Annotated in this window: 25 protein-coding genes and 1 riboswitch; of the genes, 5 read left to right on the top strand and 20 right to left on the bottom strand. The window is 65.0% G+C overall.

Annotated elements, in window-relative coordinates:
- The 5 genes from AC1DD3_RS20220 to AC1DD3_RS20200 form a co-directional block, all read right to left on the bottom strand.
- A partial coding sequence (locus AC1DD3_RS20220) for a serine dehydratase beta chain (protein WP_476882384.1) occupies positions 1-130 on the bottom strand: 130 nt, incomplete at its 3' end.
- 182 nt (positions 131-312) lie between these two features.
- Positions 313-696, bottom strand: a complete 384-nt coding sequence (gcvH, locus tag AC1DD3_RS20215) for a glycine cleavage system protein GcvH (RefSeq protein WP_230119778.1) — start codon at positions 694-696, stop codon at positions 313-315.
- 473 nt (positions 697-1,169) lie between these two features.
- Complete coding sequence (gene gcvT, locus AC1DD3_RS20210; RefSeq protein ID WP_476882383.1) at positions 1,170-2,330, bottom strand: glycine cleavage system aminomethyltransferase GcvT; 1,161 nt, start codon at positions 2,328-2,330, stop codon at positions 1,170-1,172.
- A gap of 10 nt (positions 2,331-2,340) precedes the next feature.
- Positions 2,341-5,187, bottom strand: coding sequence for an aminomethyl-transferring glycine dehydrogenase (gcvP, locus tag AC1DD3_RS20205; RefSeq protein ID WP_230119776.1), 2,847 nt, complete (start codon positions 5,185-5,187; stop codon positions 2,341-2,343).
- Positions 5,188-5,385: 198 nt separating this feature from the next.
- Positions 5,386-5,484, bottom strand: a riboswitch (glycine riboswitch).
- Positions 5,485-5,607: 123 nt separating this feature from the next.
- The gene (locus AC1DD3_RS20200; RefSeq protein WP_230119780.1) at positions 5,608-6,147 is read right to left on the bottom strand and encodes a TetR/AcrR family transcriptional regulator; all 540 of its coding nucleotides are present in this window, start codon (positions 6,145-6,147) and stop codon (positions 5,608-5,610) included.
- A gap of 67 nt (positions 6,148-6,214) precedes the next feature.
- Here AC1DD3_RS20200 and AC1DD3_RS20195 point away from each other — a divergent pair, with 67 nt between their 5' ends.
- Positions 6,215-7,789, top strand: coding sequence for an MFS transporter (locus AC1DD3_RS20195; protein ID WP_230119775.1), 1,575 nt, complete (start codon positions 6,215-6,217; stop codon positions 7,787-7,789).
- Positions 7,790-7,889: 100 nt separating this feature from the next.
- On the opposite strand, the gene AC1DD3_RS20190 is transcribed toward AC1DD3_RS20195, so the two are convergent.
- The 3 genes from AC1DD3_RS20190 to AC1DD3_RS20180 all read right to left on the bottom strand — a co-directional run bounded on the left by AC1DD3_RS20190 (position 7,890) and on the right by AC1DD3_RS20180 (position 9,326).
- Positions 7,890-8,348 (bottom strand): SRPBCC family protein, encoded by a 459-nt coding sequence (locus AC1DD3_RS20190; RefSeq protein ID WP_230119774.1) that lies wholly within the window; start codon positions 8,346-8,348, stop codon positions 7,890-7,892.
- Positions 8,345-8,713 carry an ArsR/SmtB family transcription factor gene (locus AC1DD3_RS20185; protein ID WP_476882382.1) on the bottom strand — a complete coding sequence of 123 codons (369 nt, stop codon included), beginning with the start codon at positions 8,711-8,713 and terminating at the stop codon, positions 8,345-8,347. The genes AC1DD3_RS20190 and AC1DD3_RS20185 overlap by 4 nt, the downstream gene beginning before the upstream one ends.
- A 133-nt stretch (positions 8,714-8,846) precedes the next feature.
- The gene (locus tag AC1DD3_RS20180) at positions 8,847-9,326 is read right to left on the bottom strand and encodes a Dps family protein (RefSeq protein WP_230119772.1); all 480 of its coding nucleotides are present in this window, start codon (positions 9,324-9,326) and stop codon (positions 8,847-8,849) included.
- Positions 9,327-9,537: 211 nt separating this feature from the next.
- Between AC1DD3_RS20180 and AC1DD3_RS20175 the strand changes: the two genes are divergently transcribed.
- Genes AC1DD3_RS20175 through AC1DD3_RS20165 form a run of 3 tightly spaced genes read left to right on the top strand, consistent with a single transcriptional unit; the run spans position 9,538 to position 13,210 of the window.
- On the top strand, positions 9,538-10,605 hold the full coding sequence (locus AC1DD3_RS20175) for a nitrilase-related carbon-nitrogen hydrolase (RefSeq protein WP_476882381.1): 1,068 nt from the start codon (positions 9,538-9,540) through the stop codon (positions 10,603-10,605).
- Positions 10,602-11,642: an agmatine deiminase family protein gene (locus AC1DD3_RS20170; protein WP_476882380.1), complete on the top strand. Its 1,041-nt coding sequence runs from the start codon at positions 10,602-10,604 to the stop codon at positions 11,640-11,642. Before AC1DD3_RS20175 ends, AC1DD3_RS20170 begins: the two co-directional genes overlap by 4 nt.
- On the top strand, positions 11,639-13,210 hold the full coding sequence (locus AC1DD3_RS20165) for an APC family permease (RefSeq protein WP_476882379.1): 1,572 nt from the start codon (positions 11,639-11,641) through the stop codon (positions 13,208-13,210). Before AC1DD3_RS20170 ends, AC1DD3_RS20165 begins: the two co-directional genes overlap by 4 nt.
- A 312-nt stretch (positions 13,211-13,522) precedes the next feature.
- Here AC1DD3_RS20165 and tcuA read toward each other — a convergent pair whose 3' ends face one another.
- The 9 genes from tcuA to AC1DD3_RS20120 form a co-directional block, all read right to left on the bottom strand.
- Complete coding sequence (gene tcuA / locus AC1DD3_RS20160) at positions 13,523-15,016, bottom strand: FAD-dependent tricarballylate dehydrogenase TcuA (RefSeq protein ID WP_476882378.1); 1,494 nt, start codon at positions 15,014-15,016, stop codon at positions 13,523-13,525.
- 95 nt (positions 15,017-15,111) lie between these two features.
- Positions 15,112-15,975 (bottom strand): amino acid ABC transporter permease, encoded by an 864-nt coding sequence (locus AC1DD3_RS20155; protein ID WP_476882377.1) that lies wholly within the window; start codon positions 15,973-15,975, stop codon positions 15,112-15,114.
- Positions 15,972-16,616, bottom strand: a complete 645-nt coding sequence (locus AC1DD3_RS20150; protein WP_476882376.1) for an amino acid ABC transporter permease — start codon at positions 16,614-16,616, stop codon at positions 15,972-15,974. The genes AC1DD3_RS20155 and AC1DD3_RS20150 overlap by 4 nt, the downstream gene beginning before the upstream one ends.
- A 10-nt stretch (positions 16,617-16,626) precedes the next feature.
- Entirely contained in the window at positions 16,627-17,496 is an 870-nt protein-coding gene (locus AC1DD3_RS20145; RefSeq protein ID WP_230119765.1) for a glutamate ABC transporter substrate-binding protein, read from the bottom strand.
- Between the two features lie 40 nt (positions 17,497-17,536).
- Positions 17,537-18,286 carry an amino acid ABC transporter ATP-binding protein gene (locus AC1DD3_RS20140; protein WP_476882375.1) on the bottom strand — a complete coding sequence of 250 codons (750 nt, stop codon included), beginning with the start codon at positions 18,284-18,286 and terminating at the stop codon, positions 17,537-17,539.
- Positions 18,287-18,514: 228 nt separating this feature from the next.
- On the bottom strand, positions 18,515-19,177 hold the full coding sequence (locus AC1DD3_RS20135; RefSeq protein WP_476882374.1) for a GntR family transcriptional regulator: 663 nt from the start codon (positions 19,175-19,177) through the stop codon (positions 18,515-18,517).
- A 381-nt stretch (positions 19,178-19,558) separates the two neighbouring features.
- Positions 19,559-20,107: an AMIN-like domain-containing (lipo)protein gene (locus tag AC1DD3_RS20130; protein ID WP_476882373.1), complete on the bottom strand. Its 549-nt coding sequence runs from the start codon at positions 20,105-20,107 to the stop codon at positions 19,559-19,561.
- A gap of 365 nt (positions 20,108-20,472) precedes the next feature.
- Complete coding sequence (locus tag AC1DD3_RS20125; protein ID WP_056627517.1) at positions 20,473-20,775, bottom strand: DUF4193 domain-containing protein; 303 nt, start codon at positions 20,773-20,775, stop codon at positions 20,473-20,475.
- A gap of 122 nt (positions 20,776-20,897) precedes the next feature.
- Positions 20,898-21,101, bottom strand: a complete 204-nt coding sequence (locus tag AC1DD3_RS20120) for a hypothetical protein (protein ID WP_476882372.1) — start codon at positions 21,099-21,101, stop codon at positions 20,898-20,900.
- 203 nt (positions 21,102-21,304) lie between these two features.
- Here AC1DD3_RS20120 and AC1DD3_RS20115 point away from each other — a divergent pair, with 203 nt between their 5' ends.
- Positions 21,305-21,652: a hypothetical protein gene (locus AC1DD3_RS20115; protein WP_476877623.1), complete on the top strand. Its 348-nt coding sequence runs from the start codon at positions 21,305-21,307 to the stop codon at positions 21,650-21,652.
- A 194-nt stretch (positions 21,653-21,846) separates the two neighbouring features.
- Here the strand turns inward: AC1DD3_RS20115 and AC1DD3_RS20110 are convergent, their stop codons facing one another.
- The 3 genes from AC1DD3_RS20110 to AC1DD3_RS20100 are packed head-to-tail and all read right to left on the bottom strand — an operon-like array spanning position 21,847 to position 26,509.
- Positions 21,847-23,583 carry an FAD-dependent oxidoreductase gene (locus AC1DD3_RS20110; RefSeq protein ID WP_476882371.1) on the bottom strand — a complete coding sequence of 579 codons (1,737 nt, stop codon included), beginning with the start codon at positions 23,581-23,583 and terminating at the stop codon, positions 21,847-21,849.
- Positions 23,580-24,440, bottom strand: coding sequence for a sugar phosphate isomerase/epimerase family protein (locus AC1DD3_RS20105; protein ID WP_230119758.1), 861 nt, complete (start codon positions 24,438-24,440; stop codon positions 23,580-23,582). Before AC1DD3_RS20105 ends, AC1DD3_RS20110 begins: the two co-directional genes overlap by 4 nt.
- Positions 24,437-26,509: an FAD-dependent oxidoreductase gene (locus AC1DD3_RS20100; RefSeq protein WP_476882370.1), complete on the bottom strand. Its 2,073-nt coding sequence runs from the start codon at positions 26,507-26,509 to the stop codon at positions 24,437-24,439. Before AC1DD3_RS20100 ends, AC1DD3_RS20105 begins: the two co-directional genes overlap by 4 nt.
- Position 26,510 lies beyond the last annotated feature (1 nt).

Here is a 26,510-nt window from a genome sequence, read left to right as displayed (position 1 = left end):
CCACCCGGTCCAGGTCTCCGGAAGCCTTAAGCTCCTCGGCAAACACCGCGGCAGCACGCATGGGGCCCACCGTGTGTGAACTGGACGGGCCTATTCCGATGGAGAAGAGGTCAAAGACTCCAACAGCCATTGTCGGTTCCTAACTAGGTCTTGCTGTGGCCCGGCAGATGGTCCTGCCGGATGACTGAGTGGCCGCGGGTCGCGGCTTGCAGCCGGTCAGTACGGCGGCGGGCGGCAGCTAGTGGCGGCCGCCCGCCGCCGTGCTGTTTTAATCCACGCTACGCGGTTTTTGCCGCGGCGAGGTCGAAGCGCTTACAGCTCGCCGCCGTTCTTTGAAGCGTATTCCTCGGCCGACAGCAGCGGGCCCTCCGATTCGGCGGCGACCTTGAACAGCCAGCCGGCGCCGTACGGATCGCTGTTGATCAGGGCCGGATCGTCGACGACGGCGGGGTTGATTTCCGTGACCTCGCCAGTCACCGGCGAGTACAGGTCCGAGACGGATTTGGTGGACTCCACCTCGCCGCAGGTTTCCCCCGCCGTCACCGGGAAACCAACCTCGGGCAGGTCCACGTACACGATGTCGCCGAGGGCGTCCGTGGCCACGGCGGAGATGCCGATGGACACAACGTTCCCGGCCTCGCGCGCAACCCACTCGTGCTCGTCGGAGTACTGCAGTTCACGGGCAACTTTTGCCATGTGTTTTTCCTTTACTTTTGAAATCTTGGTGCTAAATCAGTTGTGCTGGGCTGATGCGGACAGTGGCCGGGTTGGGCGGCGGATGAGCGAATTCCTCCGCGTGCTCGGTCGCGAGGGCGCCCGCTGAGCGGACGCGACGCTCCCTTAGACGCACGCTTCCGGAATCCCCTCACCCGCCGACCAGCACTTCAGTTTGGGGGGCCAACAGTTCTCCGGAAAGAAACAGTGGCTCTACTAGATCGATCGGGTCCGAGCTACTTGTGGGCCTAAAGAGTTTCGACAGGCTCAACCAGCGGCAGTCGGAACATCCCCAGCACCTTTGGCTCTCGAGGGGCCGGCTGGCCGGGGTTTTCGAAAGCCTGCGTCAAAGCGACGAAGGAGCAGCACGCGTGAAAACCGGGGCCAGCCGGCCACGGAGCCAACCACGGCCCCGGGACCAGGGGTTTCGACAAGCTCAACCAGCGGAGACGGGCCTACTTTGAGCGCTTGTAGAAAGGCAGTGCGACGACTTCGAACGGCTCCGTTTTGCCGCGCAGGTCGATGTCCAGGGCCGTGCCGGGTTCGGTGAACTCGACGTCGACGTAGGCCATCGCGACCGGGCAGCCGAGGGTGGGGCTGGGCTGGCCGGAGGTGACTTCGCCTATGACGTTGCCGTCCTTGAGCACCGGGTAGTGGCCGCGGCCGGCACGGCGCCCGAGCCCCTTGAGGCCCACCAGCTTACGGCCAGTGGTGGAACCGGTGCCGGCTGCCCTGAGCGCGCTCAGCGCCGCCTTGCCCACGAAGTCGCCATCCTTGGACAGCGCGACGACGGGGCCCAGGCCGGCGGCGAAGGGGTCCCCTTCGAGGGAAAGCTCGTTGCCGTACAGCGGCATTCCGGCTTCGAGGCGGAGCGAATCGCGGGAGGCGAGTCCCGCAGGCGTCAGCTCCCCTTCGTCCGCAATGGCGACGATGGCCTGCCAGAGGGCGGCGGCGTCGTCGTTGTTCACGAAGATCTCGAAGCCGTCCTCGCCGGTGTAGCCCGTGCGGGCGAGCAGAAGTTCCTGGCTCGCACCGCCCACCAGGAAAGGAACTTCCACGGCGGCGTAGTACTTCAGGCCGGTGACGAGCTCGTGCTGCGCGGCGGGAACCAGGCGGAGGAGGATTTCCTCGGCCTTGGGACCCTGGACAGCGATCAGCGACGTGGCGGCGGAGACGTCCTCAACCACGGCGTCGAACCCGGCGGAACGCTCGGCGAGGGCCTGGGCAACCACCTGGGCGTTGCCGGCGTTGGGCACCACAAGGAACCTGTCCGTACCGCCTTGTGCGGTGTCCGCAGTAGCGGGCCGGCGGTACACGATGAGGTCGTCGATGATGCCGCCGTCTTCCTTACAGATCAGCGAGTACTTGGCCTTGCCGACGGCCATCGCCGAAATCTTGCCGACGAGCGCGTAGTCCAGGAAGGCTGCGGCGTCCGGGCCGGTCACCCAGACTTCACCCATGTGGGACAGGTCGAAGATGCCTGCCGCGCTGCGGACGGCGCGGTGTTCGGCCAGCTCGGAGCTGTACTTGAGCGGCATCTGCCACCCGCCGAAGTCGGTGAAGGAGGCGCCGAGCTTCTTGTGCTCTTCGTAAAGGGCGGTGTAATTCTCAGACATCGGCGGATCCTCAGTTTTCAAATTCGGAAAGCGGCGGGCAGGAGCAGATCAGGTTGCGGTCGCCCAGAGCGCCGTCGATCCGGCCCACGGGCGGGAAGTACTTGTCCTGCTTGAGGGAGTGCACCGGGAACACTGCCTGTTCGCGCGGGTATTCGCGGGCCCAGTCGGAGCTGATGACGGCGGCGGCGGTGTGCGGGGAGTTGCGCAGCGGGCTGTCCGCCACGCTGAAGTCGCCGTTGGCCACCTGGTCGATTTCAGCCCGGATGGAGATCATGGCCGTGATGAAGCGGTCGATTTCGTCCAGGTCTTCGGACTCCGTGGGCTCCACCATCAGCGTGCCGGCAACAGGGAACGCCAGGGTAGGTGCGTGGAAGCCGTAGTCGATGAGGCGCTTGGCAACGTCCTCCGCCGTGACGCCGGTCCTGGCGGTGAGCTCGCGCAGGTCCAGGATGCACTCGTGGGCCACGAGCCCGCCCTCGCCCGTGTACAGCACCGGGAAGAAGTCGTTCAGGCGCGCCGCAATGTAGTTCGCGGCGAGCAGCGCGGACTTGGTGGCGTCGGTCAGGCCGCTGCCGCCCATGAGCTTCACGTAAGCCCAGGAGATCGGCAGGACGCCTGCTGATCCGTAGTTCGAAGCGGAGATGGGCACGTCATTACCTTCGGTCCAGGTCGCGGCGTTGCCGGGCATGAACGGCGCCAGGTGGGCCTTGGCAGCGACCGGACCGACGCCCGGGCCGCCGCCGCCGTGCGGGATGCAGAAGGTCTTGTGCAGGTTCAGGTGCGAGACGTCGCCGCCGAATTTGCCCGGCTGGGCGAGCCCCACGAGGGCGTTGAGGTTGGCGCCGTCGATGTAGACCTGCCCGCCGGCTGCGTGTATGGCGTCGCAGACTTCCCGGACATCGGCGTCGTACACGCCGTGGGTGGACGGGTAGGTGATCATGATCGCGGACAGTGCGTCCTTGTGCAGCTCGATCTTGGCGTTGAGGTCGGCGTGGTCGATCGTGCCATCTGCCGCCGTGGCCACAACAACAACCTTCATGCCGGCCAGGACGGCCGAGGCCGCGTTCGTGCCGTGGGCGGAGGCCGGGATCAGGCAGATGTTGCGCTGGTCATCGCCGCGTGAACGGTGGTAGCCGCGGATGGCCAGCAGGCCCGCGAGCTCGCCCTGGGAACCGGCGTTGGGCTGGATGGACACCTGGTCATAGCCGGTGATCTCGGTCAGCTGCGCTTCAAGATCTGCAATCAGTTCGCGCCAGCCCTCGGTCTGGGAATCCGGGGCAAACGGATGGATGGACGCGAACTCCGGCCAGGAGATCGCTTCCATTTCGGCCGTCGCGTTCAGCTTCATGGTGCACGAACCCAGCGGGATCATGGTGCGGTCCAGCGCGAGGTCGCGGTCGGACAGCCGGCGCACGTAGCGCAGCAGCTGGGTCTCGGAGCGGTGGGTGTTGAACACCGGATGCTGCAGGTACTCGGAAGAGCGTTCGACGGCGGCGTCCAGGGAAAAGGCGTCCGTCGCCTCAACGGCCGTGGCACCGAAGGCGCCGAGGACGTCCTCGACAATTGCCGCCGTCGTCGTTTCATCGGTGGAGATGCCCACGGTGTCCGCGTCGATGCTGCGGAGGTTGATGCCCTTGGCCTCGGCCGCGGCGATGATGTCCGCCGCCTTGCCCGGCACAGACACGCTGACGGTGTCGAAGAAGCTGGTGTGGAGGACGACCAGCCCGGCAGCCTTCAGCGAGGTGGCGAGGGTCCTGGCGTGGCGGTGAGCGGTTTCGGCAATCGCTTTCAGCCCGTCCGGACCGTGGTACACGGCGTACATCGAGGCGACGATGGCCAGCAGGGCCTGCGCGGTGCAGATGTTGGACGTCGCCTTTTCGCGGCGGATGTGCTGCTCACGGGTCTGCAGGGCCAGACGGTAGGCCGGAACTCCTGCAGAGTCCTTGGAGACGCCGACGAGGCGGCCCGGCATCGAGCGCTCGAGGCCTTTCTGGACTGCCATGTAGGCTGCGTGGGGTCCGCCGTAAAACAGAGGCACGCCGAGGCGCTGCGCCGAGCCGACGGCGATGTCCGCACCCTGCTCGCCCGGAGGGGTGATGAGCGTCAGTGAAAGGAGGTCCGCGGCAACCGTCACCAGTGCACCGCGCTCCTTGGCGGCAGCGATGACCTCGGAGTGGTCGAAGACGCGGCCGGAAACCCCGGGCTGCTGGAGGACAACGCCGTTAATGACGCCGTCAGGCAGTCCTTTGGAAAGGTCGGCGACCTCCACCTCAAAGCCGAGGGCCTCGGCGCGGCCCTTGACGATGGCGATGGTCTGCGGCAGGCAGTCGGCGTCGAGCACCGTCTTGCCGTCGTGGGCGGCCTTGTTCTTGTTGGCCCTGCGCATCATCAGCACGGCCTCGGCCACGGCGGTGGCTTCGTCCAGCAGCGAAGCGTTGGCGATGGGCAGCCCCACGAGGTCCTGCACCATGGTCTGGAAGTTCAGCAGCGCCTCGAGCCGGCCCTGGGAGATTTCCGGCTGGTACGGCGTGTAGGCCGTGTACCAGGCCGGGGCTTCGAGGATGTTGCGGCGGATCACCGGCGGGGTCACGGTGTCGTAGTAGCCCTGGCCGATCATCTGCACGGCCGTCTTGTTCTTCGCGGCAAGCTTGCGCAGCTCGGCGAGGGCTTCAACTTCGCTCAGGGCCGGGGCAAGCTCCAGCGGGGAGTCCTGCCGGATGTCTTTGGGAACTGCGGTATCAACCAGAGCATCAACGGTGTCGTAGCCGACAGCCTTGAGCATGGCGTCGACGTCGGCTTCACGGCGGGCGCCGATATGCCGGTCAACGAAGGACGTGGAGGCTGAATTGACAGTCAAGGGAACTCCATAACTAAGGCGGCGCAGGGTACGCCACATCGATCGGGTTCCTCCCCGCTCTGTATTGGACCTGAGAGTTTCCGCGTTGCTGTGGTTTGCGCACAGCCCCGCTTGCACCGTCGGTGAGCACAGCATGTCCTGATGTTTCGGGATGATCCCGGGACTCCAGACGGACAGCCTGCTACTTTCCAGAGTTGCCTTGCCGCGGCGGTACATGGGCCTGAGAGATTCCTGGGGAGGATTTGCTCCTACGGCGCCTGCTTGTACCTACTTGCAGAACTCTCCCGCCGCAGATCAAAGGCATATTCAGTTAGCGGTGACAACAGCCACAGAGGCTATTCTCCTATGTCCGGAACGCGTCCGCAAACTGTCTCGTAGCGGCCGGATGGTACTGCCGCCGGCGCTTTCAGCACCGGCCGGTCAGTCCCGGAGCCGCTCCAGCGCGGCAAGCAGGCTTTCGACGTCGGCGGCCGTCTCGGCAGCTGTCGCGGCCGGCCCGATCGACAACATCGCATTGAAATACAGGCCGTCCCCCATGTACAGGACCGCCTTCGCGAGCCCGGGCCCCACATCCTTGGCGATCTCATTGAGCCAGCGCTGCTGAATATGGGCGAAACGCCGCCGGGTCTCCTGATGGGCCACCTCTGCGAGCCGCGTTGCCGCCACAATGACGCGGTCCAGAGGGGTGTCTGCCCACACTGAGGATTTGATGAAGTAGGCGGCCGCACCTTCGGGTGCCGTGGCCATGGCCCGGGCATCGGCCTCGGCATGCTCGTCCAGGCGGTCCAGCAGGACCCCGATCAGGGCCTCCTTATTCGGGAAGTGGTAGAGCAGGCCCCCTTTGGAAACCCCAGCGCGCCCGGCCACGGCATCCAGGGTTGCTGCTCGCTCCCCTACTTCGATGAGGAGTGACTCAAAGGCGTCGAGGACGGCACTGCGCGCTACTGGTTTTCTGGCCATGGCTCCCATCATGCCTGTTCTGGTCATTCGCTTGATAACTATACCGTCCAGACGGTACAGTTAAGGCATGACCGCGTCCGCAGACCTCCAGCAGCAGAAGCCCATCACGCAAGCAGCAGCACAGCCCTCCCCCGCCAGCGGCGGAGCCCGCGACTGGCTTGCCCTGGGTCTGCTCATGTTTCCGGTCCTGCTCGTGGCCGTGGACAACACCGCACTGACCTTCGCCCTGCCGGCAATCGCGCGGAGCCTGGATACGTCCGGAGTGCAGCTGCTGTGGATCGTGGACGCCTACGCCCTGGTCCTGGCCGGTCTTCTGGTTGCCATGGGAAGCCTGGGTGACAGGATCGGGCGCCGCCGGCTGCTGCTGATTGGCACCATGGGATTCGCCGGAGTCTCGGCCGCCACAGCGTTCGCCCCAAGCGCCGAATGGCTAATTGCCGGCCGTGCCGCACTGGGCTTCTTTGGCGCCATGCTGATGCCGTCCACGCTCTCGCTCATCCGCAACATTTTTCCGGACCCCAACAGGCGCAGGCTGGCGGTCGCAATCTGGGCGGCAGGCTTCTCCGGCGGCGCAGCCCTCGGCCCGATTTTCGGCGGCTGGCTCGTGGAGCAGTTCTGGTGGGGCGCGGTCCTGCTCGTGGCCGCGCCCATCATGCTGCCGCTGCTCATCTTCGGCCCGTTCTTCATTCCGGAGTCCAGGGACCCCAGGCCGGGCCGGGTGGACATGCCCAGCATCCTGCTGTCAATGCTGACCATGGTACCCATGGTCTACGGAATCAAGGAACTGGCCACCGAAGGACCGGGCGCACAGGCCCTGTCCATCATTGCCTTTGGCATGGCCATGGGCTTCGTCTTCGTTCGTCGCCAGCAGCGGCTCGCGTCCCCGCTGCTGGACCTGTCCCTGTTCAGGAACAGGGTGTTCAGCACGGCCATCACAGCCAACGTGCTGGCGCTGTTCTCCTTCAACGGCTTCATCCTCTTCCTGGCACAGCACCTGCAACTGCTGGAAGGGATGTCGCCCTCGGCGTCGGGGACCGCCATGCTGCCCGCACTGACGGCCACCGTGGTGGCGGGGCTTCTGGTGGTGCCGCTGGTCCGGAAGATTCGGCCCGGGTTCGTGGTGGCCGGCGGCCTGTCGCTGAGCGCGTCGGGCTACTCCCTGGTGGCTTTTGGCGACCACTCCGCCGGACCGGCCCTGCTGCTTGGTGCACTGCTCCTCCTTGCCCTCGGCGTGGGTGCCGCCGAAACAATCTCCAACGACCTGATCCTAGGCGCCGTGCCGCCCGCGAAATCCGGGGCCGCGGCGGCGATTTCCGAGACGGGCTACGAAGTGGGCTCACTGCTCGGTACGGCCGTTCTGGGATCGATCCTGACCGCCTCCTACCAGAGGCAGCTTGCACTGCCCGCAGCCGTAACCCAGGTGGCGCCCGCGGACTCCACGGACCGGGCCCGGGAAACCCTGGCGGGGGCCATGGAGCTTGCGGGAACGTTGCCGGCGCCGCTGTCCGAGGCCCTCGCCGCGGCCGCCCGGGCGGCCTTCGACTCGGGCGTCCACATCACGGCGGCCATCGCGCTGGTACTGATGGCGGGAGCGTCAGTCCTCTCCGCCGTCGTTCTCCGCCGGGTGCCGAGGGCCCGCTAAGGGACCGGCCGGCGGGCTGCCGAGGCCGCCTGCCGCCGGCCGGTCCCGCCGCCGGAAGGGCGACGGCGGAGGAGCGATGGCGGCCTGCCGCGGCCGCTGCTCAGTGGCCTTCGACGAAGGCCTGCAAGGCATCGAGCAGGCCGTCGGTTCCTTCCTTCCTCCCGGCCACCTGGTCAACCTCCGTGAAGTAGGCGCCCTGTTCGGTCAGCGTCAGCAGGGTACCGTCGCCCTCAGCCTGAAGCTCCACCGTGCTGAGCGAAACGGACGTGCGCTGGCCGTCCAGCAGCATCTCGTAGGTATAGACGATCCGCTCGTTGTCCACGATGTCGTAATAGAGGGCCTGCATGGTCGAAACGAAACCGCCCTCGGGCCCTCCGACGTCCGTCTCACGGCCGCCCTCCCGGAACTCGAGGCTTGATTCGCCCTGGTTCCACTCCGGCGGGCCGCCAAACCACTTCTTCTTGCTGGCGAAATCCGAGAACGCTTCAAAAACGCGCGACGGCGGGGCGTTGAGCGTGCGTGACAACGTGAAGCTGGCATGCGTGATGGGGGTGCTCATGGCGTACTCCTGGTTGTTGTTGTGGGTGGATCATCTGAATCAAGGAACGACTCGAGCCGCTCGAGGCGGCGTTCTTCAGCCGTCCGGCGCGAGCTGAGCCAGCCCTCCGCACGGCGGACGGCAGCGGGGACAATGGTGCAGCTGCGCACGCGTCCGATCTTTTCGCTGCGGACCAGGCCACTGCCCTCCAGGACCTGCAGGTGCTGGAGGATTGCCGGCAGGCTCATGGCAAACGGTCGGGCCAGCTGCGAGACTGACGCCGGGCCGTCGCAGAGGCGGATAAGGATCGCCCTCCGGGTGGGGTCGGCGAGCGCCTGGAACACGGAATCCAGGTCCGGATCCTCCGGCAGCTGATTGTTAAGCACATGCTTAAGTATTCTCCGCGGCGCCGGAAAGTCAAGGGTTCAAAGCACAAAACAGCCCCGGAGGAACTCCGGGGCTGTTCTGTCGGTTCCGCGGGCGTCGGCCGCCTGCGGATCTCAGATTTTTAGGCTGCGGTTACTTGCTGTCGGGCTGCGTGACGCTGGCCGAGGCCTTCATGTTCTCGGCACCCACCATCCAGGCGTACTGCTCCAGCTTTTCAATGAAGGCGTGCAGCAGGTCTGCGGTGGTGGGGTCCTCTTCATCCACCTCGTCATGGACCTTGCGCATGGTGCCCACTGCGGCCTCAAGCGCGGCGACGATCCGGTCGATCGCGTCCTTGGTGTTGATGAGGCCTTCCGGGAACTGGGCCAGGCTGGTGGACTTGGCCACCGTCTCGCTGCGGCCATCGGGCAGCGCGTGCAGGGCGCGCATCCGCTCCGCCATGTCGTCAGCAAACGCCCTGGCGGCATCGACAATCTCGTCCAGCTGCAGGTGAAGGTCCCTAAAGTTGGTCCCCACAATGTTCCAGTGCGCCTGCTTGCCCTGGATGTGCAGTTCGATCAGGTCCGCAAGCACGGCCTGCATGTTGTTGGTCAGTGTCGGTGAAGCTTTCATTCGTCCTCCTCGAGTGGTCCAGTAGCTCCGACGCTACCGCAGGCCGGGTCAGGGCAGGCAGGAGCAGGCCCAAAATTTCACGATCAGCTTACTTGCCATTTCTGTCATATATGAATGCTATTCAAATTGACCCTTGCCAGCCGGCGCCGGGCTGTGCATACTAAATGAACGTCATTCATTTAGTGACGGTCGTCTCTCTGGAGTAGTCATCATGATTGAAATCACCTGCCTCGATTCACCCTCCTCCCTGGCCCGGACAGTGCCGTCCGCGCGTCCGGCACTGCGGATCGGCGTCGTCCAGCACCGTTGGCACAGCAACGCCGCGGCTCTTCGCGCCGAACTGAACGACGGCATCGAGCGCGCAGCCCGCCTCGGCGCCACAGTTGTCTTCCTGCCGGAACTTACGCTGTCCCGCTATCCGGCGGACCAGATTCCGGACAACGATCTGTCCCTCGCCGGACAAACCAGGCCACGCCCCTCTGACGCGGCCGAGGACCTGCTCACCGGCCCCACCTTCCGCTTTGCCGCCGAGGCTGCCCGCAGGCACGGCATCTGCGTCCACGCCTCGCTCTACCAGCGGGCGGACAACCCCGACGGCTCGGACGACGGCTTGGGACTGAATACTTCCATCCTCGTGTCCCCCGGCGGCGAACTGCTCGCCAGCACGCACAAGCTGCACATCCCCGTCACCGCCGGCTACTACGAGGACCGGTTCTTCCGCCAGGGCCCGCCCGCGGATGACGCCTACGAAGTCCACTCGCCTGCCGAACTCGGCGGCGCACGCCTCGGCATGCCCACCTGCTGGGACGAGTGGTTCCCCGAACTGGCCCGGCTGTACTCGCTCGGCGGGGCGGAACTGCTCGTCTATCCCACGGCCATCGGGTCCGAACCGCTGTTCCCGGAGTTCGACACCCAGCCCCTGTGGCAGCAGGTGATTGTGGGCAACGGCATCGCCAACGGCCTGTTCATGGTGGTCCCGAACCGCTGGGGCCAGGAGGGCAGCCTCAACTTCTACGGAACCTCCTTCATCTCCGACCCCTACGGCCGTATCCTGGCGCAGGCTCCGCGGAACGAGTCAGCCGTTCTCGTCGCGGACCTTGACCTGGACCAGCGCCAGGACTGGCTCACGCTGTTCCCGTTCCTGACCACCCGCCGCCCGGACACCTATGCCCGGCTCACCGAACCCGTCCGCCACGATGCACCGTTCGGGGACGAGGCGGGTCCCGCGATTTCGACCAGTTCAATCAGTGGTTATGCGCCTGCCGAGGTGACCGCATGAGCGCGTGGCGCATGCCCGCCGAAACGGCACGCCAGGACCGGCTCTGGATGGCGTTCCCCACGGGCGGCTACACCCTGGGCGACACAGCCGAAGAGGCGCACGCCGCGCGTTCCGTCTGGGCCGCCGTCGCCAATGCCGCCGTTGAGTTTGAGCCGGTCACCGTGGCGGTGGCCCCCGACGACGTCGATACCGCCGCGCGTTACCTCGATCCCGCCGTCGAGGTACTGACGGCGGAACTGAACGACGCCTGGATGCGGGACATCGGCCCCACCTTCGTGCTGGACGGCGCCGGCCGGCTTGGTGCGGTGAACTGGGTCTTCAACGGCTGGGGCGCCCAGGACTGGGCGCGGTGGGACAAGGACTCGCTCCTCGCCGCGGAAGTGGCCGGCCGGTCCGGCGCCCACCATCTCGTGTCCCGTCTGGTTAACGAAGGCGGCGGCATCCAGGTGGACGGCGAGGGAACCGTGCTGGTCACCGAGACCGTGCAGCTGGACCCGGGCCGCAATCCCGGGCTCACCAAACCGGAGATCGAAGCGGAGCTGGCCAGGACCGTCGGCGCCAGGCACGTTATCTGGGTTCCGCGCGGCCTCACCCGTGATTCGGAGCGGTTCGGCACCCGCGGACATGTGGACATCGTGGCCGCCATCCCCTCGCCAGGCACACTGCTGGTCCATTCACAGCAGGACCCGGCGCACCCGGATTTCGAGGTCAGCCGCGAGATCGTCAGCTTCCTGTCCACCACCCGGGACGCGGCCGGGCGTGAATGGAACATCATCGAGGTTCCGGCTCCCACGGTCCTCACGGACGCCGAGGGCTTCGTGGACTACAGCTACATCAACCATGTGGTGGTCAACGGCGGAGTCATCGCCTGCACCTTCTCCGATCCCAACGACGAGAAGGCCCTCCGCATCCTTGCCGACGCCTACCCCGGGCGCCGCGTGGTGGGCATCGACGCCCGCGAGCTCTTCGCCCGCGGGGGCGGCATCCACTGCATCACCCAGCAGCAGCCCGCTGCGTCCTGGAAAGGTCAGTCATGAGCCAAACCACCCGCGCCAGCGCACCGGCGGGCGATCCTGCCAGCGGCGCCGGCACAGACGCCCCGGGAACCGTGCACGGCATTACCGGGAAGGGACTGAAGGGCGGGCAGCTGGGCCTCCTCGCCGTCGTGGTTCTGGGCATTTCCACCATCGCGCCGGCCTACACGCTGACCAGCGCGCTGGGCCCCACCGTCAACGAGGCCGGGCTTCAGCTGCCGGTCTTTTTCCTCATCGGCTTCATCCCCATGATCCTGGTGTCCCTCGCCTACCGGGAGCTGAACGCCGATTCCCCCGACAGCGGCACCACCTTCACCTGGGTGACCAAGGCCTTCGGCCCGTGGGTTGGCTGGATGGGCGGCTGGGGCCTGCTGGCCGCCAACATCATCGTGCTGTCCAACCTGGCCGGCGTGGCGGTGGACTTCTTCTATCTGTTCCTGGCCCAGCTGACCGGATCGCCGGAACTGGCGGACCTCGCGGCGAACAAGCCGCTGAACGTGGTCACGTGCTTCGTGTTCGTGGCGCTGGCGGTGTGGGTCAGCTACCGGGGCCTGCACACCACCAAGGTGGTCCAGTACGGGCTGGTCGGATTCCAGCTCCTGGTGCTGGGCCTGTTCGTGGGCATGGCGTTCGCGAACTGGTCCTCGTCCGGGACCGCCATCCCGTTCAGCTGGGAGTGGTTCGACGTCACCAAAATCGAGACGTTCGGCCAGATCGCCGCCGGCATTTCCCTGTCCATCTTTGTCTACTGGGGCTGGGACGTGTGCCTGACGGTGAACGAGGAGACCGCCAACGGCAAGAAAACGGCCGGGCTGGCAGGCACGCTGACCGCCGTCGTCGTCCTGGGCATCTACCTGCTGGTGACCATCGCAACCATGATGTTCGCCGGCGTCGGGGACACGGGCATCGGCCTGAACAACGAGGAGAACCACGCCAACGTCTTCACGGCCCTGGCCTCGCCCGTCATGGGTCCGTTCGCCATCCTGATGTCGCTGGCCGTGCTCTCCAGCTCGGCGGCCTCCCTGCAGTCCACGTTCACCTCGCCGTCACGGAGCCTTCTCGCCATGGCGCATTACGGCGCGCTGCCGGAGCGGTTCAGCCACCTCAGTAGGAAGTTTTCGACGCCGGGATTCGCCACTGTCGCCGCCGGCGCCTTTTCGGCGGTCTTCTACGCCGTGATGCATGTGATCAGCGAGAACGTCCTGAATGACACCATCCTGGCGCTGGGCCTGATGATCTGCTTCTACTACGGGCTCACGGCGTTCGCGTGCGCCTGGTACTTCCGCAACAGCGTCTTCAGCAGCGCACGCAACTTCGTCTTCCGGCTGTTGTGCCCGCTGCTGGGCGGCCTGGGGCTGTTGGTGGTCTTCCTGCAGACCGCCGCGGACAGCTGGGCGCCGGAGTTCGGCAGCGGTTCCGAGGTCTTCGGCGTGGGGCTCGTGTTCGTCCTCGGGATCGGCATCCTGGCCCTGGGCGTGGTGTTCATGCTGATCATGGCCAGGCTGCGGCCGGGGTTCTTCCGCGGCGAAACCATCCGCCAGGACACGCCGGCACTCGTGGTGCCCGACTAGGCGTGGCAGGAGCCGAGTGGTGCCAGTGGCCGGGTTCCACCCTCGTTCGGGCTTGGCGGGCACCGACGGAATCCGCTTAATGCGGGCTTCGGAGAAGGCAGGGCGGCGTTACCGCCACCCTGCCCTCTCCCCATGGGCGCTCTTCCCACGCCCGACTTTCGGGCTGCCTGTTGCGACGGAGTGCGGGAAGAGCGCCCATCTGTGCCGGTCATAGGGCCGGCGGTCGGTGATGATGGTCCAATCGGGGACCAGTTGTTCGTCCCTGGAACGCTAGTCCCGGGGCCTATCGCAAAAAGTGCAGTGAACCGTGCGCTACGCCAGGACTCCGGCTCGCCGCCCGAAGACACATCCGGCAGCAAGTCCGGTGCCGCCGGGGTAGTTGACGCTGAATAGTCCGCCGAGCATTTCACCTGCCACGAACAGGCCTTCGATGTGCTTGCCGTCTGCGTCCAGGACGCGGCCGTGGGTGTCGGACTTGATGCCACCGAAGGTGAACGTGATTCCGCAGGTGACGCCGTAGGCGTAGAAGGGTCCGGTTTCGATGGGGGCGGCCCAGTTGCTCTTGACCGGTTCGGTGGCGGCCTTCCGGCCATCCTTAATGTTGGGGTCGAACGGGATGGAGCGCTCGATCGAGTTGTTGAAGTCCGTCACGGTTTTGGACAGGCTTTCCGGGTCGATGCCGATTTTGACGGCCAGGTCCTCGAGGGTGTCGGCGACCTCAACGGAGATGCCGGGCATCTCGTATTCTTCGCTGCGCAGCATGGGCCGAAGGCCGGCGTCGAAGATCTGGTACGCAACCGAGCCGGGCTGCTTGAGAATTTCCTTGCCGTACTTGGCGTAGGTGTAGTTCCGGAAGTCCGCGCCCTCGTCCAGAAAACGCTTGCCGTCGGTGTTGACGATGATTCCAAACGGGTAGCTTTGCCGGGTGAGGCGGTTGGTGAGTTCGCGGTTGCTTTCGTTGGTGGCGGTGAAGGCATCCCACTGGACGCTGTGGCAGGTGCCCCAGTCTCCGCCCTTGGTGGCGCCGATCTCCAACGCTGCGGCGATCATGTCGCCGGTGTTGTAGGGCGTGCCGCGTACCTTGGCGTTTTCCCAGCCTTCGCCCAAGTACTCCCGCCGACGCTTCGGGTCGGCCTCGAAGCCTCCGGCGGTGAGGATCACGGATTCTGCCGTCAGGCGCAGCTTCCCTTCAGAGGTGTTGACGACGACGCCGGCTACACGGCCGTTCTCAACGATGAGGCTTTGGGCCGCGTGGCCGTACCTGACTTCGATGCCCAGCTCTGCAGCTACCCGGGTGTGGTCTTCGATCAGGCCTTCGCCGCCGCCCACGTTTCCCACGTGCAGGCCGCCCCAGAAGAGGTAGGACCCGTCGGCACGCTCGAAGGCCTGGCGTTCGTACATCAGGCGGTACTTCAGGCCCAGCCCGTTGAGCCAGCGAAGGGTGGACTGGCTCTCGGCAATGAGGACTTCCGTCAGTGCCGGGTCGTTCCGGCCTTCGGTGACCTTTGCCAGGTCTGATGCGTATTCTTCAGCACTGTAGGGCGGAACGACGGTCCGGCTGTGCCGTTCGTCCGGTTCCACGAGCCCTTGGAGGTCATCCAGGCCGTTGTGCACGATGCGAGTGGCGCCGGCGGTGTAGAAGCTGTTGCCGCCAGCCATGTCTTTGGTGCCCTTTTCGAGCAGGATGACTTTTCGTCCGCGGACGGCAGCGGCGTGGGCCGCTGTGAAGCCGGCGTTGCCGCCACCGACGACGATCACGTCGGCCTTTGTGAGGTTTTCAGCTGCGGATTCGTTCTGATCAGCCATTGTTCTTTGTCTCCTTAATTTGTGAATTTACAAGTATTCGTCTGTATACAGAGCCGGCCAAGCGTACTTGGCCCGTGTGTGGCGACATCGGGGTGTCAGCGGCGGGCCGGCACGGGGTCTGGTTCTGCTGCCGTTACTGGCAGCGGTTCCTGCTCGGCGAGGCGGTTTTGGCGGCGCTCCAGGGCCACGGCCAGGGCGCCCAAGGTGACGTTCACCACCAGGAACCCCAAGGCGGCAACAAACTGCGCCTGCAGCAGCGACCGGGTGTAGTACTGGCCGATGACGGTGGCCGACCTCAGCAGTTCCATGTAACCGCCGAGCACAAAGGCCAGCGCCGTTCCTTTGAAGAGGATGATGAGCTGGCTCACCAGGGCGGGACTCATGGACCTCAGGGCCTGCGGAAGCAGGACCAGGCGCAGCGTGCCGACCTGGGAGAAACCCAGCGCGAGGGAGGCCTCGGCCTGTCCCGGTGGCAGCGCGAGGATCCCGGAGCGCAGCAGGTCACCGATGACGGCCCCGCTGTAGAGGGTCAGTGCGATTACCAGGAACCAGAAATCCCCGAGTTTAAGGCCATAGTTGGGCAACACCAGCGACGTGAAGTAGAGCAGCAGGAGCAGGGGGATGCTGCTGAAGACGTCCGTGTAGACCCGGCAGGTCCTGCGGATCAGGGTGTGGGTGGAGACCAGCCCGAACGCCAGGAGGCACCCGGTGATCATGGACAGCACCATGCCGACCGCTGCGGCCGCAATGTTGTTCCACAGGCCTTGGCCGAGAAGCGCCCAGAGCCCCGGCTCGGCGAACGGAGCCCACGCCGCAGCGCTCAGCTCGCCTTTGTCGTAGAGGATCCTGAAGACCAGATAGGCGCCGGCGGTCACGATGACGGCGGTGAAGATTTCCAGTAGCAGGTGGCGGCGTTTGCCGCGCGGACCGGCCGGGTCAAAAAGCGATACGGTACTCATCGGCTGAACGCCACCTTCTGATCGACTGCGGATACGAGCCGGCCGATGACCAGCCCGATAACGAGGTAGCAGACGGTGGCCCCGCCGAAGATAATGAACGGTTGTGCCTCATCCACCGCGATCTTGTCCGAGAGGAACGTCAGTTCGGATACCCCCACCAGGGCAGCGACCGATGTGTTCTTGACCATGGTGATGAAGACGTTGCCCAGCGGTCGGGTGACCGTGGCGAAGGCCTGCGGGAGGACGATGAGCTTCAGGGACGCCATTGGCCCGAAGCCCAGGGCGCGCCCGGCTTCAAGCTCGCCGCGGTCTACGGTGTTCAAGCCCGAACGCAGGGTTTCGGCCACGAACGGCGCCGTGTAGAGCACCAAGACGATCGCGGCCGAGGCGTAGAGCGAGTACTGGATGGCCAGGACCGGGAGGCCGAAGACAAACAGCACCATTTGTACGGGAAGCGGCACGTTCCGGAAGATCAGCACGTAGGCCGAGGAGACCGCCCGGGCCGTCCTGACGGGGCTGGTCCGTAGTGCAGCGAGCAGCGTCCCCAGGATCATCGAACCGGTGGCGCCCAGGAGAACGAGTCCCAGAGTCACCAGCACGCCCTGACCGAAATCGACGAGATGATTGACAAGGAATGACATAAGCCGATCCCTACAGGGTTACTTTGGGCGGGGTAACGTCGCCGGGCTTGACCTTGCCGATCGTGGAGTCGTAGGCCTTCTTCCAGTCCCCGTCCGCGATGGCCTTGTTCAGAAGCTGATCAAGGTAGTCATGGAATGCTGCATCGTCTTTCGCGGAACCGATGGCAAATTCCTCGGCATCGGCCAGATGGCCGTCCGCGATGCGGTAGGCGTCCGGATTCTGGGACTGGACACCGAGCAGGATGGCCTCGGTGGTGGTCACCGCATCGACCCTCTTGTCCTTCAGTGCCTGTGCGCATTCACTGTAGGTGCTGAACAGGACCACGTTGGCCGCGGGCACGGCCTCACCGATCAGCTGGGCAGCGCGGGCGCCGGTGGTGGAACACACGGTTTTGCCCTGGAGATCCTCGGGTTTGTTCACTGAGCTGTCGTCCTTGCGGACCAGCAAGGCCACGTTGCTCTCGAGGTAAGGTCCGGCGAAACTGACGACTTTCTTCCGCTCTTCCGTCACGGCGTAGGAGGCGATCACGACGTCGACCTTGTTCTGCTGCAGGAACGCTTCGCGGTTTTTGGTGACCGCCTCCACGAACTCGACATTGTCTGCACTGCCGGTGAGGTCCTTGGCCAGGATTCTGGCCATCTCAATGTCCAGGCCTTCCATCTTGCCGGTGACTGGATTTTTCACGCCAAAGAGCGGCTGGTCGAATTTGACCCCGACGATGACTTTGCCGCGTTTCTGGATCTTGTCCATCGTGCTGTTGGCCGGGAAGTTCTGGGCGGGCTGGCTGTCGGCGGCCGGGGCGGTGCCGGCGCAGGCTGTGGTGCCCAGGATCAGGGCGCCGGCGATGGCCAGTGCGGGCAGGAAGTGCTGGCGTTTCATGGTTACTCCTTAGGGTGGGTGCGTCTTTGCACAGGCGCTGTTAGTGGACCGAGGAGAGGAAGGCTTTGGCCCGGTCGCTGGAAGGGGAGGTGAAGAATGTTTCAGGCTCAGCAATTTCGACGATGGCTCCGGCGGCCATGAAGACGATCCGGTCGGCGAAAGCACGGGCGAAGGACATCTCGTGGGTCACGACGATCATCGTCGTGCCGCTCTGCGCCAGGTTCCGCATGGTTGCCAGAACCTCGCGGGTGGATTCCGGGTCGAGCGCGGACGTGGGTTCATCAAAGAGCAGGACCTTGGGTTCCATGGCCAGTGCACGGGCGATGGCTGCGCGCTGTTTCTGGCCTCCGGAAAGCTGGGACGGCCGGCTGTGTGCCTTGTCGGCGATGCCCACCATGGCCAGCAGCTCGAGGGCCCGGGTCTCTGCCGCCTGCTTGTTCAGGCCCAGGATCTTCCGTGGAGCGAGGGTGATGTTCTCGAGGATGGTCTTGTGCGAGAAGAGGTTAAAGGACTGGAAGACCATCCCCACCTCGGTACGGAACTTGTACAGGTCCCTGCCCTCGACAGGCTGTTCGTGGCCGTCGATGAGGATGTGACCCTCGTCGATGGCTTCCAGCCGGTTGATGCACCGGCACAGCGTCGATTTGCCCGACCCTGACGGGCCCAGTATGACGACCACCTCGCCACGGCGCACCGACAAATCAATGCCGGTCAGGGCCTGCATGCTGCCGAAGCGCTTGCCGACCCTGCGGAACTCAACGACGGTGTCCGTCTCTGTGATCGCTGTCATGATCTATCTCCTTTGATGGAATACGACTGTATACAGTGAAGTACAGTGTTGCATAGTGGCCGCAATCACGGCAAGTCTTGGGAGTCTCCGGTGGGTGCTCACGCCTGCACCCGCCCCGGCAACGGATACGAGAGCCAGCGGCGCCGCGGGCAATACTGGCATGCCAGGGGGACACGGACGGCTGGTACTCCGCGGAAGAAGGTTTAGCGGGAGAGCCGCTGGGGAATCTTAGTAGGAGGCCGATTTCCGCAGCAGGTCGAGCCTGATCATGCGGGCTGTCTCCATGTGTTCGCGCGCGGTGTTCCGCGCACCGGTTTCGTCGCCGGCGGTGATGGCCGCGACCAGCTTCGCGTGCTCGGCCAGGGCCTCATCCCAACGCTTTCCTACCGACAGAGTCGAGTGGGGGGTGCGAATCAGGTGGGTGGAAAGCCGCTGCAGGAGATCCTGGAGGACCGGATTATGCGCGGCCGCCCAGACAGCGGCGTGAAACTCCAGGTTCGTCGACGCCCGGGTCTGGTCATCCGGACCCGAAAGCGCGCGATCACGCTCCACCAGGCCTTCGAGCTGCATTATGTCAGTGATGCCGCGGGACAGGGCTGCCTGCCCGGCCGCCTCCTGTTCCAAAAGAATCCGCACGTCGTATACCTGGATGACCTCCTGCGGGGTCGCCTGATGGACTTGCAGACCGCGGGCGCCACGGTCCAGAAGCCGGTCGTGCTGGAGACGGCGAAGAGCTTCGCGTACCGGAGTGCGGGAGACGCCGAAGCGTTCCCCCAGGGTAACCTCCCGTAATGGAGTCGCCGGAGGAATTGCGCCGCCCAGGATTTCAGAGCGCAGCTGGGCATAGATCGAATCTCCGTCGTGCCGCATCGGTGCAGAACCAGTTGACACAGCATTCCTTCCACAGAGGCAACTTCGGATGGGAGACTTGTCCTGCTACTCGATCCCGCCAGGTTTCACAGACCTGAAGGCGTCGCCCGGGCACCTATTGTATTCACACGGACACGGCGGTGTCCAAGATGTGGCGTCCTTCCCCATCCTGGATGGTGCTTAGTCAGGCCGACGGTCCCACGCCGGGTCCGGCGTGGGACTTCGGAAACTAATCACCGTTGTACCCGGGCACGGCCGGCCCGAAACGCCGTCCCCTCGAAGCACAGCCCTTCTAGAACAGCAAAGCGATGCCCCGTTCCCGGGTTGCCGGGGGCGGGGCGTCGCTTGGTTAATCGGCGATTCGCGAGTTCAGGGTTTCAAGGGTTTGAACAACCCGGCTCGTCACCAGTGGTGGGCAACGTCGATGACGAGCCGTGTGCCCGAGCCCGGTCCGGCGAGGGTGAAGACCTTGTACGGCAGCCGGGCGCGGACGCCGAGTCCAAGGGTGGTGTAGCCCTCGAAGCTGCCTGCCCAGGCCACCTGCCTGAAGGTCTGGTATCCGGATACGTTAGTCACCTCTGACCGGTTGGCCGGAATGAATGTGGCCTTCCCGGTGACGTTGTCGTAGGCCGGTGAATGGACGGTGACCTGAAGGAACGCGCCGCCCCTCAGCTTGACGGGCAGGCCGGAGCCGTCCTGGACCACCTTAGAGACGTAGCGGACGTTGTAGCCTCCCGCTTTCCCCTTAATATGGATCACCATCCGGTCGAAGCAGTAATGCTGCCCCGTCCGAACGTTGGTTACTGCTGCGGTGCTCATGGCCTGGTTGGTTTTTGCCAACGAGCCCCAGACGAGTCCGCAATACGAGGCCGCGGAGGCGGACCCCGGAACAAGAAGGCCTAGTCCGACAGCCATAAGGATAGCTGTCAGCCAAGCATAGATTTTTTTCATTTTGGCCACCCCCTCGAGTGATTGGATAGCTCAAGCGTAGGAGTGCCGGAACCCCAAAACGAGGGTTGTATCCGGTTCGGGGCGGAACCGTTAGTCTCCTCGGCGACCGATTACGGGAACGTGATTCCAGGCTCGGAATTGGGGCGTTTGAGAGCTGTTCGTGCCGCTACCTCCATATTCCTGTTACCGCTGATAACGGCCGATATCAGCGGAAGCGGAAGCAGTATTTTCCGGCCGGTCCGCCACGTCCGGCAGATCGGCTGTGCGGGCGGAAAGGGCACAAAAAAGCGAGGCGCCAGCTTCCCTGTTGGGCTGCCGGCGTCTCGCGTTGCTTTGCTATGAAGAGCGCGCGCCTAAGGGCAGTATTAGCCTTCGCAGTCGCGGCAGTACTTCATGCCGTTCTTTTCGCGTGCGACCTGGGACCGGTGACGGACCAGGAAGCAGGAGGAGCACGTGAATTCATCGGACTGCTCGGGAACAACAATGACCGTCAGTTCTTCGCCGGAGAGATCTGCGCCCGGAAGGTCAATGCCTTCAGCGGTGTCGTTCTCGTCGACGTCGATAACAGCGGTCTGGGCGCCGCCGCCGCGGGACGCCTGAAGGGCCTCCAGCGATTCGGAGGGAGACTCTTCTTCTGTCTTGCGTGGGGCGTCGTAATCGGTAGCCATGTGGTTGTTCACTTTCGTTGCTGCGCAGCGCCATTTCAGGCACCTCAGTGAAGCAGTTTAGGTCATTATGCAGCAAATGGAAGACTAGTGTGTGCGACGCGACATCTATCGCCGATGTGAGGCTATTCCGCGGCCGCCCGCACGGCGGTTTCATGGGCCCTGCGGGCGTGGTCCCCGGACACGGCAACGCCGCTCAGGGCAGGCAGCCAGGCCCAGCGCGTCACCTCGCGCAGGGCGTCGGTGGCTTGCTCCGCGGTGCTGGGCTGGGCGGGGAACAACGCGTCAACGATGCTGTCGCGGATCCTGGCCATGGCTTCAAAGGTCATGCTGCCAAGCTAGGCACCCATTGTTGTGGAAACGTTTCGGCGGAGTCTCCGCGGGGTAAATCCCTGGGGCCGGATGGAAAACCGGGAGTCATCAGGCTGAGCTTGCCTCGATACTGGCGGGCCGCCGTCGACGGTTCTAGCCTAGAGATGGACTCGGCTCTGCCCGCCCAGCCCAACACCGGAACCCACTGCGGAGGCACCAGATGGCCACGAAACTGAACCGCAAGGCATTGGAACTCGCCCGCGAGCTCGTAAAACAGGGGAAGGTGCAGCAGGACATCCGCGATGACTGGAGCGAACACGCGCCGTCCACCGATGATGAAAACGCGTTCATCGACAAGCACGGGTTTGCTGAATTTTCGAAGTGGCACCTCGGCATTGACAAGGAACAATCCGAGGGGACCAAGGGAAGCGTCAGCTTTCCGTTCGGCGACTTCAAGAAGGTCCACCGCTGCGCGATCATTTCGCTCGAGAGTCGTGCGGCGCAGCATGATCACGAGGACATCCGCAAAGCGGCAAAGGATCTGCTGGAGGAAATCGACGCGGAGTAGCTTCCGCTTGCATGTTCAGGCCAGCTTCCGTTTCCCCCTCCAGGAGGAGGGGGAAAGACAGGTTCGAGCCCACTCCCTCCCCCAGCGCGGCGGCCCACTCGCCTCCTCATCCATCAACGGCCATGTCCCTTACCCAATGACCGGAATCTGGACACCCGAGGCGAGTTCCGCCGTCGTGCGTTGAAGAACGTCACTCACAACGCAACCTCATAATTATTTACGCCCGCCAGGTCGCGGCCGGCGATGTAACCGAACGTCAGCGCCGGGCCAAGGTTGATGCCGCCCGCCGGGTAGTGGCCACCCATGACGTTGGCTTGGTCATTGCCTGCGACGTACAGACCGTCGATGGGCTCGCCGTCGTTGTTGAGCGCCCGGCCAAGGCCGTCGGTGTCCAGGCCCGCGAACGTCCCGAAGCTGCCCGGCACTACGCGCACCGCATAGAACGGGCCCTTCTCGATAGGCCCCAGCGAGGGGTTGGGCTGGTTGCCGGCGTCGCCGCCGTAGCGGTTGAAGGCCGTCTCGCCACGGCCGAAATCAGGATCGACGCCGGAACGGGCGTGCGTGTTGAACGTCGCCACGGTTTCGCGCAGCCCGGCAGGATCGACGCCGCATTTCCTCGCCAGTTCCTCCAGCGTCTGCCCCTTGATCAGGTATCCGGAGCGCAGGTACGGGAAGAGCGGAACTGGCAGCGGCTTGGCCATGCCCAGCGGGAACTTGCGAACAAACCGGCTGTCAGCGATCTGCCAGGACTCCACGGTTTCACCCTCGGGCGTTGCTGCCAGAAGCGCCTCGACGTAGTCGTGGTAGCCGTTGGCCTCGTTCACGAACCGCTTCCCGTCTGCGCGGACGCCGATGCTGCCCGGCTTGGCGCGGTCCATGATGTGCGGGAACACGCCGGTCCTGCCGTTGCCGTATGGCACCAGCGACACCGGGCACCACGCCGCCGCCGACTTCACTGTTTTGAACCGGGCTCCCACGGCCTGGGCCAGGTTGATGCCATCACCGGTGGTCTCCCCCGGAGCGAGGGTCCAGTGCTCCCGGCCGGTAGGCGTTTTGGGGAACAGCTCCTTGCGCCGCTGCACGTTGTTGGGGAAGCCGCCCGAGGCGAGCACGACGCCGCGGGCAGTGTTGATCTGCAGCTCACCTTCAGAAGAATGTACGACGGCGCCCGTCACCTTTCCCCTCTCATCGGTAAGCAACGCTGTGGCACGCGTGGAGACGCGCAGATCGACGCCAAGATCGTCCGCGGATTTCATGAGCCTGCCGGTCAGGGCCGTGCCGTTGACCAGCTGCATGTTGCGGCGATGCATCAGCAAATCCAGCAGGTGGAAGCCGAAGCGCCAGCCCGCGTGGAAGATTCCGTGGAGATTGCCTTGCGACGCCGAAAGGAATTTGGAAAGGTCCGGTCCGGCCATGATGCCCATGCCCAGGAAGGAGGTTTCGTAGAGCTGGTGGCGCATTTTGGCTCGCAGGCCGGGCTTGATGTTGCGTGCATTGAAAGGCTTCGGGCCCACGGAGCGGTTGCCTCTTCCGGCGCCGGGAAGCTTGCCGTAAATGTCGTTGATCCGGCTGCCGGGGACAAACTGCAGGGAGGTCTTTTTGTGGAAGAAGTCCACCATGTGCGGAGCGGATTCGAGAAACGCGTCCACCTTTTCGGCTTGGTAGTCATCGCCAAGGACCTCGCGGAGATAGGTTCGGAACGTTTCCTTGTCCTCGTTGACGCCTTCCGCCTTCGCCAACGGGTTGCCCGGCGCCCAGGCCCAACCGCCGGACCACGATGTTGCGCCGCCGCAGACTGGAGCCTTCTCCACGACGATGACTTTCAGTCCGTGATAGGCCGCGGTCACAGCTGCGGACAGGCCGCCAGCGCCGGAGCCTACTACCAGGACATCGCAGTCCAGGATCCGGCGGGGGCTTGCAGTGGTGTTCAATTCTCGCTCCAACTAAGTGTTGTGGTGTCCTGGACGGCGCTGTTCAGGGTGGAATCGGCGGCTGCCTTGAGGTGTCTGGCCCACGCCAGTTCGCCCATGGCCGCCACCCGGCTGTCCGAGGGCGTTTCGACGCTGATGGGGGTACCCTCCGGGAACGCCGAGATCAAGGCTGCGAGATCAAAGTCGCCTTCCCCTGGAACACCGCGCTCTGAACGGGACTCGGCCACGAGTCCGTCCCTGTTGGCAGGTGCATTCGCCGGGCCGTCGCAGAGTTGGACCAATGGAACGACGTCCGCGGCTGCTCCCAGTTCCGCCAAGGTGCCGCCGAAACGGTTGAAGTGGAGGGCATCCACAACCACCTTGCAGCCGGCTCGGCGGGCCAACAAGGCTGCTTGGGGAATCGAGCGGACGGCTTGGTAGGCGATTGGCTCCAGCGCAGGCATGATGCCGTAAGCCTTGCCGTCCTGGGTCATCTGCGCGAGGTGGTCCCCGAATCTGTCCATGTCCGGATCCGAGCAAGCGACTGTCAGTGTGGAAGCCCCCAGCGCTTGGCCGGCCTCCATCATCTGCAACCAGGCGTTGCGTTGATCCTTGCCGTTCTGCAGGCCCGTTCCATCCAGGAGCAGGAACTCGATGTCTTCAACCGTGATTCCTGTGTCCTCCATTCTCACCAAGGTTTCCTGGAGCATGGGCGACCCCGGCTGGAGGTTGTAGGGCCGCTCCATTGCCGTGACGGGCCTGACCCGTGCACCGATGAAATCGAAGCGGGCCTCCGCTGCGATGGTGACCAGGTCCGGCGGCGCTGTGCCCACGAGGCATAGCTGTGCGAGGCCTAGGCGTCGGGCTTGTGCTGTCACTTGCGGGCTCCGTTCGGGGTGGGGTTGTTGCTGGCGTTCGTGACGGGGGCCAATGCGGCTGCGATCCTTTGCGCTGCGTCGTAGCCACTCTTAACGGCGTTGGACACGATGGCGGGATTCTGATCGACGACGCTTCCCGCAAGTGCCACGGGAAAGCCGGCTTCGCGGCCCAGTTCGGCCTCGCGCTCGGTGAGCGTGGGCGTTGCGTCAAGTGGCAGCAGCGAACGCGAGACCAACAGATCACCGGGCGCATCGATCCATTCGTCTGCAAGTCCCGTCCGGCTGACCCGTACCCGGCCGCCGTCGAATTCCTCGATGGTGCTGGACAGGAAGATCCGCACCCGCGGGTTTGACTCCAGCCGCGGCACGGCAAGAATCTTGGCACGGCGCCCGGACTCCGGAGCCAACGCTGCCTGCGGACCGACGATCAAGACAGCCGTGCCTTTGGCCGCGAGGGTGTCAGCCACGGACATGGCCACCGAATCTGCGCCCCAGATCGTCACGGCGGTCGGCACGGACGGTGACGTCCCGGCGTCGAGGATCTCCGGATGGGCCGCGAGCCAGTCCCGAATGTCGCTGACGCTCGGTGAGTCACCGCCTTCGACATCAGGGAAGTCGAACTCCATCGCCGGCCGGCGCCCACCGGTGGCAATCACCACGGCGTCGGCGCCGAAATCTCGGGCCAGCCTGCCGGCGTCGGACGTGTCAATGTGCGCTCCGACGCGGACCTCCACGCCCAAGCGGGCGTTTTCCGAACCCGACCAATCGGCGAAACGGTGGAAGTCCGGCGTGGACTTCATGCGTTCGGCGAGGGTGAACTGCCCACCGGGCCGCGCGCCGTCGTCGATCAACGTCACGCGGGCACCGGCCTCGGCGAGTTCGCGGGCGGCGGTGAGGCCCGCAGGTCCGGCACCGACCACCAGCACGCTGGAGTCGGAGCGGACGGTGGGCGTGGGCACGGTCACGCGGGAGCGGCCGACGGCAGGGTTGACGGTGCAGGTGACCTGGCCGAGGCCGAGGTTGTCGATGCAGACATTGCACGCGATGCAGGGACGGTAGCGTTCGCCGCGCAGCACGCCGCCCACGAACGCCGGATCGGCGTGGATGGCGCGGGCCAGGCTGACGAAATCGCAGGTTCCTTCGCTGAGGACTTCCTCAATGACCTGCGGGCTGTTGAGGCGCCCGGCCATGCCCAGCGGAAGTCCGAACTGGCGGTAGGCCTTGGCGTAGTCGGACAGGACTCCGGGCTTCCACTCCCCCGACTGCACAATCCATTCGCCGGCGTCGTAACTGCCTGCGGAAAGGTCCAGGAAGTCGAGCTTGTCCAAGTCGGCCTTGGCGACGATGGCCACTTGCTGCTCGGCGTTGATGCCATCGGCGGGGCCTTCCACCACGGAAACGCGCATGCCCAGGATCGTGTCCGGCACGGCCTCGCGGACGGCGTCGATCACGAGGTTCATGAACAACTCCGGCGCTGCGAACTCGTCCGTGCGGTGGTTGGAAATCGGCGACATGAACTGGTGAATCAGGTACCCGTGGGCGCCGTGCAGGTTGATGACGTCGAAGCCGGCTGCCACTGCGCGGCGAGCCGCCTGCGCGTAAGCCTCCACGAGTTCGTAGCACTCGGCGGCGGTGAGTTCCTGTGGAACTTCACCACCCGCCGTCGCGCATGACACCGGCGATGGCGCCACATTCCTGAGTCCGGACACCGAGGACTGCGCGGTGCGGCCGCCGTGATTAAGTTCGACGGCGGCAAGCGCGCCTTCGGCGTGCAGGGCATCGGTGAGGCGGCGGAGACCGGGAATCATGTCATCCGTATGCAGGCCCAGTTGGTGGGTGCGGCCTTTGCCGTCGGCCCGTATATAAGTGGCTTCGGTGGTCACCATGCCGAGGCCGGCCTTGGCCCTGGTCACCAGGTAGTCGATGTATTGCTCGGTGATGTAACCGTCCGTGGTGCCGTAATTGCGCTCCATCGGCGCCGAGGCGAGGCGGTTGCGTAGCGTCTTCGGGATCCGGCCGTTGCGGCCAAGGGTCAGGGGGCGCTCCGCGAAGCGTGAGTTGGCAACCATC

Source organism: Arthrobacter sp. 05T444, from assembly GCF_056395905.1.
This window is presented reverse-complemented; position numbering and strand designations above follow the sequence as displayed.